At 35.0% G+C, this 10727-nt stretch carries 16 protein-coding genes and 1 tRNA gene; 1 reads left to right on the top strand and 16 read right to left on the bottom strand.

Translation table 11 applies throughout. The features are described 5' to 3' along the window. Positions 1-546: cobalt-precorrin-4/precorrin-4 C(11)-methyltransferase (locus ACKI3D_RS04145; protein ID WP_407392492.1), on the top strand; the 546-nt coding region annotated here is incomplete at its 5' end. 247 nt (positions 547-793) lie between these two features. Here ACKI3D_RS04145 and ACKI3D_RS04140 read toward each other — a convergent pair. The 16 genes from ACKI3D_RS04140 to npdG all read right to left on the bottom strand — a co-directional run bounded on the left by ACKI3D_RS04140 (position 794) and on the right by npdG (position 10726). Then, a complete protein-coding gene (locus tag ACKI3D_RS04140) occupies positions 794-1048 on the bottom strand; it encodes a TfoX/Sxy family protein (protein WP_407392491.1) in 255 nt (84 codons plus the stop codon). 66 nt (positions 1049-1114) lie between these two features. Continuing rightward, positions 1115-1975: a damage-control phosphatase ARMT1 family protein gene (locus ACKI3D_RS04135; protein WP_407392493.1), complete on the bottom strand. Its 861-nt coding sequence runs from the start codon at positions 1973-1975 to the stop codon at positions 1115-1117. 36 nt (positions 1976-2011) lie between these two features. After that, complete coding sequence (locus ACKI3D_RS04130) at positions 2012-2914, bottom strand: SPFH domain-containing protein (RefSeq protein WP_407392490.1); 903 nt, start codon at positions 2912-2914, stop codon at positions 2012-2014. A 12-nt stretch (positions 2915-2926) separates the two neighbouring features. Beyond that, complete coding sequence (locus ACKI3D_RS04125; RefSeq protein ID WP_407392489.1) at positions 2927-3343, bottom strand: NfeD family protein; 417 nt, start codon at positions 3341-3343, stop codon at positions 2927-2929. Between the two features lie 111 nt (positions 3344-3454). Next, positions 3455-3982 carry a flavodoxin domain-containing protein gene (locus ACKI3D_RS04120; RefSeq protein ID WP_407392488.1) on the bottom strand — a complete coding sequence of 176 codons (528 nt, stop codon included), beginning with the start codon at positions 3980-3982 and terminating at the stop codon, positions 3455-3457. Positions 3983-4001: 19 nt separating this feature from the next. Next, positions 4002-4457 carry a hypothetical protein gene (locus tag ACKI3D_RS04115; RefSeq protein WP_407392487.1) on the bottom strand — a complete coding sequence of 152 codons (456 nt, stop codon included), beginning with the start codon at positions 4455-4457 and terminating at the stop codon, positions 4002-4004. Between the two features lie 5 nt (positions 4458-4462). Then, positions 4463-5407: a methionine synthase gene (locus ACKI3D_RS04110; RefSeq protein WP_407392486.1), complete on the bottom strand. Its 945-nt coding sequence runs from the start codon at positions 5405-5407 to the stop codon at positions 4463-4465. Further along, complete coding sequence (locus ACKI3D_RS04105) at positions 5404-5718, bottom strand: DUF1894 domain-containing protein (RefSeq protein ID WP_405269560.1); 315 nt, start codon at positions 5716-5718, stop codon at positions 5404-5406. The genes ACKI3D_RS04110 and ACKI3D_RS04105 overlap by 4 nt, the downstream gene beginning before the upstream one ends. Then, entirely contained in the window at positions 5719-6177 is a 459-nt protein-coding gene (locus tag ACKI3D_RS04100; RefSeq protein ID WP_407392485.1) for a DUF1890 family protein, read from the bottom strand. It lies immediately after the preceding gene. 9 nt (positions 6178-6186) lie between these two features. Beyond that, positions 6187-7269 (bottom strand): hypothetical protein, encoded by a 1083-nt coding sequence (locus ACKI3D_RS04095; RefSeq protein WP_407392484.1) that lies wholly within the window; start codon positions 7267-7269, stop codon positions 6187-6189. 40 nt (positions 7270-7309) lie between these two features. Next, positions 7310-7382 (bottom strand) — tRNA-Ala (locus ACKI3D_RS04090). 59 nt (positions 7383-7441) lie between these two features. After that, a complete protein-coding gene (locus ACKI3D_RS04085) occupies positions 7442-8473 on the bottom strand; it encodes a DUF354 domain-containing protein (RefSeq protein ID WP_407392483.1) in 1032 nt (343 codons plus the stop codon). Between the two features lie 22 nt (positions 8474-8495). After that, a complete protein-coding gene (gene hypB, locus ACKI3D_RS04080; RefSeq protein WP_407392482.1) occupies positions 8496-9149 on the bottom strand; it encodes a hydrogenase nickel incorporation protein HypB in 654 nt (217 codons plus the stop codon). Between the two features lie 18 nt (positions 9150-9167). Next, the gene (gene hypA, locus ACKI3D_RS04075; RefSeq protein ID WP_407392481.1) at positions 9168-9545 is read right to left on the bottom strand and encodes a hydrogenase maturation nickel metallochaperone HypA; all 378 of its coding nucleotides are present in this window, start codon (positions 9543-9545) and stop codon (positions 9168-9170) included. Between the two features lie 142 nt (positions 9546-9687). Next, entirely contained in the window at positions 9688-9984 is a 297-nt protein-coding gene (locus tag ACKI3D_RS04070; protein ID WP_407392480.1) for a putative quinol monooxygenase, read from the bottom strand. A 130-nt stretch (positions 9985-10114) separates the two neighbouring features. After that, the gene (gene npdG / locus ACKI3D_RS04065) at positions 10115-10726 is read right to left on the bottom strand and encodes an NADPH-dependent F420 reductase (protein WP_407392479.1); all 612 of its coding nucleotides are present in this window, start codon (positions 10724-10726) and stop codon (positions 10115-10117) included. Between the last annotated feature and the right edge of the window lies 1 nt (position 10727).

The following is a 10727-nucleotide window of genomic DNA, read 5'->3' as shown; positions in this document are numbered from 1 at the left end:
GAAGCGGTCAATGAAGGCAAATTGGTTGCCCGTGTACATACCGGTGACCCTTCAATCTATGGAGCAATCGCCGAACAGATTCGTGAATTGAAAAAACATGACATTGAATATGAGATTATTCCAGGCGTAAGCTCATTATTCGGTACTGCCAGCGTTTTGGAAGCTGAATTAACTTTACCTGAAATTTCACAAAGTGTTATTATCACACGTCCCGAAGGCAGAACTCCAAAACCTGAAGGAGAAAGTATAGCTAGTTTCTCAAAACATCATGCAACAATGTGCATCTTCTTGGGAATTGGTATGATTGACAAGGTTGTTGATGAACTGCTAGTTGGTTATGAGGAAACCACCCCAATTGCAGTTGTCAAAAAGGCAACTTGGCCAGACCAGCAAATAATTAGAGGAACCCTTGCAGATATTGCAGAAAAAGTTAAAGATGCCACTATAACAAAGACTGCAATGATTGTGGTGGGAGATGTCCTAGACCCTGGCGACTTTAATGCGTCTAAGCTATATGACAAAAACTTTAAGCATGAATATCGTTAAGTTAGTAAAACCAACTTAAATTTTAATGAAAAAATCATGTCCTCAAAAATCACTGAAAAAGATGATTATATGGTCTTTGATTTGCTGGTTTTTGAGGAAAACCTATCACTATTTAGAGGATGAAAATGATGTCCTCACAACTTTTTTTTAAAGAAGAATTTTTAGATAGTTAAATTGTCAACAGAAGAAAAATAGGTGGTGTTTGAACGAATGTTTTCAATAGAAATATTCAAAACTTAAAAAAAATTCATTTTTGCAAATTATAAAACTCTTTTAAATTTTCCTTATCCTCTTCGGATAAGTCATGCCAACGAACATTCTGTAAAGCCCCTTCCAAAGCCATCAATCTGTTTAGACATGCAGTTTCATCGACTTCTTTAATTTTTAACCATGCTTCCTTACTGCCAAGATTAATCAAATCATCCACTGTATTTATTCCCACATCATTTAATTGTTTTTCAACTACTTTGCCAATATTTGGCAGTTTAGAAAGTTCACCCATTTCAATACCTCAATAACTATTTTGGAAAAAATCGATTTTTCATGTAACTTCTATTTTATAAAATACTCATAATTTTTTTAATACGAATGACCCGATTTCCACCCCTAAATCTTTAGAGATAGGATTGCATTTGCTGCAAAGAAGAGAAAAGACATCCTTATCATCCAAATCCATTTCAGTCAGCCCTTCATAATTTGCCATTCCTTTGGATATTATGAATCTGCTTTCATCAAAGACCTTTTTGAAATCTTCAGAAAACATTTCCTCCACAATTCCACCGGCATCACTACCAATGGTAATTATCTCTGCCAATTCATCCAAACCGGCATCAACAGCTTCCTTCATGCATGCATCATTGACAATTGGACTGCTTATTACTGCAACGACTACATCAACATCATATTCCTTGATTTTTTCAATCAATAACCTGTCAAATACTATTTCACCGGCATTATCGGCAATGTACAATACCTCATCATGACAATTCAAAGCCTTTTCAAATTCTTCAATGTCATTTATGCTCAACTTTTTATTGAGATTATTGTTGATTAACTCTTTAAAGTTGGTGTTTATATTATAAACTCCAAAATCAAGAATATTGCCCACAATAGCAACTTTAACATAGGTTTCCAAGACATCATTGGCTTTTAAGATGTCCTTTACTTCAGGCATTATCGATAATGCAATCTCATTGCTGATTTCTTTTTGCTTAAAATAAGCGTCAGCACATTTGGTTTTCTGTTTTATGTATTGGTTAACTTCAGTCGCAATTTTGTTTGGTTGTGAATCCTTATTGAAGTTTTCAGCCATATGCATTATACAATGCTGAACCAATTCGAATTTCAGACTTTCATCACTGCATGACAAATCAATTACTTCCTTGACTTGCCTTAAAATGCAGGCCCCACATTCATAAGATGATTTAATATTACCACAACCCAGAAAATATAAAAAAAGAGGAAACTATTCTTTCTTATCCTCTTTGAACAGTTCTGCAATTCCAGCAACGGATCCTAAAACACCGCTGGATTCAAGAGGCAGGAATACTTTTGATGCGTTGCCGTTGGCAATCTTTTCCAGGGATTCCAAATATTTGATTGCAATCAGTCCGTCATCAGGATTTCCTTCATGAATCGCATTATACACCTTTTCAATAGCTGCAGCTTCACCTTCAGCTCTAAGAATAGCTGCTTTTTTATCAGCCTCTGCAATTTTCAAAAGGGATGCTGCACTACCTTCAGCCTCAAGGATTGCTGCCTGTTTGTCCCCTTCTGACTTTTTAATTTCAGACTGTTTGTAACCTTCTGCCTCCAGGATGGATGCCCTTTTATATCTTTCGGCCTTCATCTGTTTACTCATTGCTTCGACAATGTCTTGAGGAGGTTCAATTTTCTGTATCTCTACACGGACAACCTTACTTCCCCACTTGTCGGTTGCAACATCTAGCACTTCACGAAGCTCTGCATTGATCATCTCACGGGAGGTCAATGTTTCGTCAAGCTCCAAATCACCGATGATATTTCTTAAGTTGGTCTGTGCCAATTTAGTAATTGCCTGATAGAAATTAACTACGTTGTATGTTGCATTGAATGCATCCACAACCTCATAAAAGATTACGCAGTCGACAACAACCACGGTATTGTCTTTTGTAATGACCTCTTGTGGCGGAACGTCAACGACCTGTTCCCTTAAGTCGACCTTAACAATCCTTTCGATGAAAGGTATCAGAATGGCGACACCGCTTTCAACAGTCCGGTTATATTTACCTAATCTTTCCACAACACCTTTTTCATAAGGCCTCAATATTTTAACAGACTTTATACCTATGAAAATCAAAACAATTAAAATTAAAATGTATAATAACATGTTCAAAACCTCTTAATCTATTTTTTTAATAACTAATTTAATACTGTCGATTCCAATTATTTCAACTGTATCCTCTACATCTATTTCCTCATCTGAATAAGCGGACCATTCTTCTCCGCTGACTTTAATGATATAATTCTTATCCTCCAGCTTGCGAATGATTTTACCGTGTTTTCCAATTAATCGTTCTGCAGAAGTTTTTTTGCTTGGTTCGGGAGTTATCCTATCGGCGAATTTCCTTGTGGATAATATCAATATCAAAGATACAATTGCAAAAGCTGCAAACTGGACATAAATGTCATATCCCAAATAGTTTAAAGCGGCTGCAACAATCGAACCTACTCCAAACCATATCAAAAAGAAAGTACCGGTCATTAATTCCAGTATAACGAATATTACTGCTATAAATATCCATATTAAAATATCCATTTGAACCACTCTTAATTTGTGTAAATAATACTTGTTTTTAAAAGTATTTAAATTTAAATATTTTTTTACGGAATATAGTTTTAAAACCTAAAAAGAAATAATGAGTCTATTTTAGTTAATTTCAAGGATTATTGGATTCAAGGAATCAAAATCAATGAAGTTAACATTTTTACCATATGTTTCAAGAATGGCTTTTACTTCTGCAGTTTTTTCCTCTTCTTTTAATCGTTTTGATCTTTTATGGACAAAAGCCATCATTGTTTTGTGTTTTAAGTTAAGCTGAGAATAATCTATTCCTCCCCTTAAGAAATGGATGCTGGCCTGATTATAAATATCCTCTGACAGCTGCCTTTTTATTCCTTCTCTAATATTATTTATATTCTCTTCATCAGTTGGATCCGCCAATCCTACTGTCGCAATGATGATTTTCTTATTAGATGGATTAGATATTTTATTCAATGTTTTTTTCATTCCTAAGACACTGCCTGCATATAATGCACCAATATATATTATTGTCCCATATTGATTAATATCTTCAATATTAACATATTCTTCTGCTTTGATGCCCGTCTTTTTAGATAACTCCTGTGCATATTGTTTTGTTGTTCCATATTGTGAACCGTATATTATTATTTTCATGATTTTGTCTCCAGTGAAGTTAAGTCAACTCTTTTTTATGCATATGATGGATGCCAATGTGTCCTATTCCCAATATCAATGCAGATATTACAAGAAAAACATTTTTTGCATATATTCCCAAAAGCAGAAATGCTAAAACAGGCAATGTTGCTCCCGGAAGTGGAATTCCTAAAAAATTCTTATACATATCTTCCATAGTATGGTTGCTTTTGAAATATCTAAACCAGTATATCTCATATATAATCATCAAAATAAAAGCAATAGCCAATATTAAAGACCAGCTGAATTTAATGGCTGTAAATAACGCTAAACAAGTAACTAAAACTTCTCCAATTCTCTCTAAAAAAAGTAATGTTTTATTCTCCCTTTCGCAGAATTTTTCATAATCCTTAGGTTTAAATTTAGTCCAAATGATATTAGGGACAAACAACATTAGCAAAAACAGCAATCCTACAAATGAAAATCCGAAATTCATGTTATCTAGGAATATTTATCTTTGATTTGGTTCATTAATCTTAGTTTTTCAAAGGCAACATCTTCAGGAGCCCTTCTCAAGCCGCAATCAGGATCCAAAAGCAAATTATCTTTACCTACAATTTCAATAGCTTTCTTTACCAGCTCTTCAACATCATCTACATCATCAACTACATTGACGGATGAATCAACGCAACCGAATCCTACCTTCTTGTCCTTAAGCAAATAGGCATTTTCTTCCAAAACTCCAAGATTAACATTGTTTCCTGCAAATTCCATGTCCAAAATGTCAATGTCAAATGTGGCCAAATCCTTAAATGCATCATTCAAAAGGCCGCAGACATGCATTCCCAAAGGAACTTCCAGACCGTCCTTGATGATTCCAATGGCTTCACGAGCCACTTTCATGTCAACCATTCCAGTTGATAGGAACGGTTCATCGACCTGAATGTAGACCGGCTCAACTTTCTTTTCTATTGCATCGACTTCATGCTTTAGGGAATGTGCAAGGTCAATGATTGCATCTTCCTTATTTTTATAAAAGGATTGGATTCTTGAAGAGTGAACAATAGTATTCGGACCGGTGATGATTCCCTTTACACCTTTGCCTTGCGGAATTTTACCACCGTAATAATCTTTCATTACCTTTTTGGCATATTGTAAATCCTTAATTGATATTTCCTGAGTTGGATTTCTGATTTTTCCTACAATGAATGTATTTCCATCATCGATTTTCATTCCAGGAATATACTTGGTAAAAATGGAAACCATATCTCCCCTTACCTGGCCATCGGAGATTATGTCCACTCCTGCATCAAGCTGGGCTATCACTGCAGTTCTAATGGCTTCGCTGAAAGGGTCATATGAGCCAAAAGTATTTAACAATTTATCTTTAAAATTAGATGGGGCGCTTTCATGAGCTGGAAAACTACCTACAACAGTTGATTTCATTTTTTATTACCGGTATCCAATTTTCTGATTTTTTCAATTTCTTCTTCATCAATTGGCAATTCAACTACTGAAGTCCCATGGCAAGGTTTGGTGTAAGGTAAAAAGACAGTCCCCTTTTCATGGTCAAATCCTATTGGTATTGGTGGAATTCCAATAACTCTAACACCTAAGACTTCATCTCCAGGCTTTATGTAGACAATATCATCAGCTTTAAACCTTATAATCATAGCGCAGTCCTTAAAACCTGCTCTTGCTGCATGAATCTCATAATTATCAGATTGTTGAAGGTAAGTATCTAAACAGAATGACATTTATTCAAACTCCTTGATTGCTTTGTCGAATTTAACTTTGATTGGTGAAGGATTATGGAAAGCTCTTACCGCAACAATTTTGGCATTGCTTCCGCTTTCTTCAATCATGCTGACAAATTCAGCCACTTCATCAGCATCTCTTGAAAATACAAGCGCCAATGATTTGGTTTGCAGAATCTGGTCAAATGTTACGAAAAATGATGCTGCCGCATCCTTGTGGACAAAACCGACTAACAGGTCATAATCCCCTTCGTTAATGTCACCCAAACATCTTTCCAAATCCAATAGATTTAGATTGTAAAATCCTTCCGGATCAGATATTCTAACTAATTTAGATGCTGCAGGATTTGCTGCTATTGTAACATCATATCCCATTTTTGTTAATTTATTAAAAACATAAACCGCCATCGGAGTTTGAGATGGAGTTTCTGGACATCCCAGTAATACTAAAGCTTTCATACGACTCCCCTAAGATCTTGATTTCAATGTAACCACATTGGCTAAAATCAATGTGCCTACAAATATGAACGTTAATAATGCCATACCATTGATGGACCTGTTAAATATAAACATACCGATTAATGCCTGTGCACAGAAAGATGCCAAAGCACCAGTTAACAGTACTTCTCTTCCCAAGTACTTCTTATTGTTTTTCTCTCTTTTTTCTCTGTACATATTCAATACTTTAAATCCGATGATGATTGTTCCGAGCACAAATACCATCAATCCGATTAAACCTAGAATTCCAAAGTCAAAACCATATCCGAAGATTCCAGGAAGCATATAATCGATTGTATCCTTTTGGTTAACCAATACACCTACAAACATTGGGAACGGAAGTCCGAAGAACAAAATCAACTGCATCGGCAACGTAATATAACCTTCAGCAAAGGCCGTTCCTTCAGCTCCCCAATATGAAGCATTTGCATTGTGTCCAATTAATTGAATGTTATTTAATACAGTTTTAATACTTGATAATGAATATTGCTCAATCCTACCTAACCTCAACATTGGAGAGAAGATTGTCATTCCGGATACACGGGCAATAACTTCCAAAAGGACAAATCCTATTCCTGCCGCACCTATCAACATTAGTGCTCTTCTTAATGTAATTACAGACTTTTCCCTAAATGATTTGGAAATAATCAGGTAACCTAAGAAAAGTCCTAAAATCCATAACAACAGGAAAGACCTGTGCATCAATCCTCCAAATACGGTAATACCTGCGAGGAAAATTATTACAAATCTCCTGAGCGGCCGAATATCCACTCCCGATTCCTTCATCACCTTCAGAGAAGCCAGGGCAGTTACAGCACCTAGAAGTGCAATCGGCCCGAATGGGTGAGTGAATTCAGCTTGACTTGAAGATATTACGAGAAGTGCGATATCCGCTCCGAAAAGAAGTGTGAAACCTCCCATTAAGAACAAGGATAAGAAAGTTACTACACTAAGAGACAGCGGAATCAAGTTCAAAGCAAACACTAATGTAACAAATAGCATTAACCCAACTTCGACAATCAATTGTAAATGATTTTGAGCAATTAACAACATATTATAATCACAATTATCTTTTATTTCAAAAATTTAAAAATGGACTGACCGGGATTTGAACCCGGGGCCTCCGCCATGCCAAGGCGACGATCTACCATCTGAGCTACCAGCCCAAAAAAATTAAAATTAAAATTAAATGTTATATTTAATATTTAAAATTATTACTATATAACTATTTTCCATTTTTGGCCAAATCATATAAATTATCAATGATAATCTGGAACAGGTCATCAGTTTTGATTTCAATCTTTTCATGAGGATGTACGATGAATTCCAATGCCTTATGGATTACCTCATCAGTATCATTGGACCGGAACATCAAACCTTTATCGACATAATACTGGTCTACAGATAATGTTTCGCCAGGATAACAGGAAATTACCGGAGTCTGCAATATTGCAGCTTCTCTGTTCATTGTTCCTCCAGCACCAATCACCAAATCACATTTTTTAATTATACTTGATGTATCGACCGGCGGCTTTAGGATTGAAACGTTTTCAATGCCTTCAAAGATTTCTGACTGTTCCTTGAATCTTGGAAGAACCAAAATGTTTGCTACATTTTTTAGCTCATCAACGATTGGAGACAAGACTGACTTTCTGCAATCCACATCCAAATATGATGCAAGGGAAGGTTCAGGCCTCATCAAAATGGTCTTTTTATGCTTTAACTCAAGATTCAAATCATTGAATATATTATCATTGTATACAAAGCTTTTGAAATGCATTAATTCAGAGGTTCCGTCATATGGAATGATAGTATTTGGATCCGCTCCAAATTTCATCAGCTGCCAGAAGTCAATGCTTGTAGGAGCAATAATCCTATCACATAATGGAAGAGTTAATTTATTGGCCGCTAGAGCCTTTTCATTATCTAAAACGTATAAACTTGGAATTCCTAAACCGAAACTGATTCTTGGAAGTTCAATAGAATGCTTGCTAAGGGCAACATCCACCTTTTCATCATGTATAACATCAACAAGATTATAAACTCTTGAAGTTGATTCCCTTAACTTATCATAAAGACTTACACCATGCTTTCCAACGGATATGAAGTCAATATCATACATTTCCAACAGCTTATGGATATCTCCAAATTGCCTTGCTGTGACAATTACATCCTCACCTTCAGCTTCCAGATATTTAATTACATCCTTAAAGAACCTTACATGAGGTGCATTTGAAATATCTATCCATACTTTCATGAAACCACCAAACTAAAACTGTTTAATTATTTTTAGCTTCTTCAATAGCTGCGATAATCTCATCTAAGCCGCAGCCTTCTTTCAAACTAGACTTGATTACTTTAACATTTGGATTCAATTTTTGAGCGTCTGCCACCATCTTATCAGCATCCGCTCCAACTGCATCTGCTAGGTCAACCTTGTTAATGACAACAACATCTGAAGTTTGGAAAATGATTGGGTGTTTTTCTACAGTATCATCACCTTCGGTAACACTTACTACAACGATTCTTAAATGTGAACCCAATTCAAAGTCAACAGGACAAATCAGGTTACCTACATTTTCAATGATGACAACATCCAAATCATCCAATGGCAAATCTTCAAGTCCGTGACCCACTAAATGTGCATCCAAGTGACATTCCTTACCAGTATTCAATCCCACAACAGGAACATTATGCTTTTCGATACGTCCTGCGTCGAATTTGGAGATTACATCACCTGCTAAAACACCAATTTTGTAATCGGTATTGTCAATAATTTCTTCAATCAAAGTTGTTTTACCGGAACCGATAGCACCGACAAAATCAACACAGAATATTCCATTATCTTCCAATTTGTGTAAATTTTTATGGGCTAATTTTTTATTTGCATCCATAATGTTCTTTTCCACTTCTACGTCTGCAATCATGTGCATTTTATCTCCTCCATTAATTTAAGAATCATCAGGTTTTTCAATAACAATATTTTTAACAACAATATCTTTTCCATTTAAAGTTTCTACGCTAAGGCTTTCGCACTTAGGACATTTGACCATAGGAGCATAATGATCTTTGTCATCTAAAATAGCTTCTCCTTTAAAATCACAATCATAACATTGAATTTCAGCAGGAATCTCTTCAAATTTTATTTCTGCATCTTCCATAATAGTATTTTCCACTAAAACACCTAAAATGAACTGTAATTGTTCAGGGTTTATCATAGCCAATCTACCGACTTCGACAGTAACCTCATTTACCTCAGTTGCATTATTTGCCTCAGCAGTGTCTAAAACTGCATTAATAATACCCTGAGCCATAGATAATTCATGCATTTTACTACTCCTATCAATTAAATATTAACATTATAAATATTGTTTTATTAATTTATAAAAGTATTTACTATTTAAATGATATTAAAGTATTACTTAAAAAATTTAAAAAAAAGAAATTGGTTAAAAAAATAACCAATGAAATTTATAAATCAGTAGGATCTGCATCAAAAACGTTTATTTCAAGTTCTGCTGAAAGCAATCCATCAATGTTAGCGCCGAAATTAAGGAAATGTTCAGTTTGTAAATGTTTTCCTAAAATTTCTTTGGATTCCCATTGTTCGACAAACATCAATGAGCCGTCACCAGTATTTTCAAATAAGTTGTAATCTACATTTCCATCTTCTAATTTAGATTTAGTAATTAAATCTTGTGCAAAATCAATAACTTTTTCTTTTGCAGTTTCGTCGTTTGGAATAGCTTTTGCTAAAACAATTATCATATTTCCACCTATATTTAACTTATAAAAAATGAAAGATAGATAAAATAGATACCTGAAAATATTGAAAGATTTATATATTGAGCGTGCCATGAAAGATAATCTATTCTATCTAAATTTCATCTAAACATCTTTAAAATTTAATTCCAGTAATTCTTAAACCACCGTAATGGGATTTGTATTTAATGTTTAAACCGATTAACAATGGGGTGATTTTTTCAATGATTCTTGCCTTTTCAAGGATTCCACAATCAATTGTTTTAATTCCTGGAATTTTATTAATTATCTCTGCTGCGATTTCTTTTGCTTCTTTGTCATCACCTGCAATCAAGCAGTCACAGTCTATTTCTTCTGGAATGTTTGAGAGGTGTGAGTTTGAAATGTTACAGAATGCACAGATGACTTTTGCACCGGTTCCTTCTAGAATTGAGGCGGTTCTTTCTGCAGCAGATCCTTCCATAAGGTCAATGAATCTGAATGGTTTTCCACCGATTGCTGTTTCTAATGGTACAGTTGCGTCCATGACAATTTTATCAGTACAGAATTCTTTGATTCCTTCTACTGTTGGTTTTTGAGCAGCTAAAGGAACTGTGAGGATTAATACCTCTCCTGCTTTTGCAGCGTCTTCGTTTGCCATTCCAACCATGTTTAAGTCATAGTCTGCTAAGTCTTCTTTTGCTTTTGCAACTACGTCTAATGCTTTTTCTTCTTTTCTGGAACCTACAATTACTTCAACACCAGCAATA

Origin of the sequence: Methanobrevibacter sp. (genome assembly GCF_045586545.1) — an archaeon.
Lineage (GTDB): Archaea > Methanobacteriota > Methanobacteria > Methanobacteriales > Methanobacteriaceae > Methanocatella.
Note: the sequence above shows the minus strand (reverse complement) of the source record. Positions and strands in the feature narration are given on the sequence as shown.

Bases quoted from the DNA above. Each gene is read 5' to 3' on its own strand.
- ACKI3D_RS04140 (WP_407392491.1), bottom strand. From the start codon at position 1,048: ATGGGTGAACTTTCTAAACTGCCAAATATTGGCAAAGTAGTTGAAAAA.
- ACKI3D_RS04130 (WP_407392490.1), bottom strand. From the start codon at position 2,914: ATGTTATTATACATTTTAATTTTAATTGTTTTGATTTTCATAGGTATA.
- ACKI3D_RS04125 (WP_407392489.1), bottom strand. From the start codon at position 3,343: ATGGATATTTTAATATGGATATTTATAGCAGTAATATTCGTTATACTG.
- ACKI3D_RS04120 (WP_407392488.1), bottom strand. From the start codon at position 3,982: ATGAAAATAATAATATACGGTTCACAATATGGAACAACAAAACAATAT.
- ACKI3D_RS04115 (WP_407392487.1), bottom strand. From the start codon at position 4,457: ATGAATTTCGGATTTTCATTTGTAGGATTGCTGTTTTTGCTAATGTTG.
- ACKI3D_RS04110 (WP_407392486.1), bottom strand. From the start codon at position 5,407: ATGAAATCAACTGTTGTAGGTAGTTTTCCAGCTCATGAAAGCGCCCCA.
- ACKI3D_RS04105 (WP_405269560.1), bottom strand. From the start codon at position 5,718: ATGTCATTCTGTTTAGATACTTACCTTCAACAATCTGATAATTATGAG.
- ACKI3D_RS04100 (WP_407392485.1), bottom strand. From the start codon at position 6,177: ATGAAAGCTTTAGTATTACTGGGATGTCCAGAAACTCCATCTCAAACT.
- ACKI3D_RS04095 (WP_407392484.1), bottom strand. From the start codon at position 7,269: ATGTTGTTAATTGCTCAAAATCATTTACAATTGATTGTCGAAGTTGGG.
- ACKI3D_RS04085 (WP_407392483.1), bottom strand. From the start codon at position 8,473: ATGAAAGTATGGATAGATATTTCAAATGCACCTCATGTAAGGTTCTTT.
- hypB (WP_407392482.1), bottom strand. From the start codon at position 9,149: ATGCACATGATTGCAGACGTAGAAGTGGAAAAGAACATTATGGATGCA.
- hypA (WP_407392481.1), bottom strand. From the start codon at position 9,545: ATGCATGAATTATCTATGGCTCAGGGTATTATTAATGCAGTTTTAGAC.
- ACKI3D_RS04070 (WP_407392480.1), bottom strand. From the start codon at position 9,984: ATGATAATTGTTTTAGCAAAAGCTATTCCAAACGACGAAACTGCAAAA.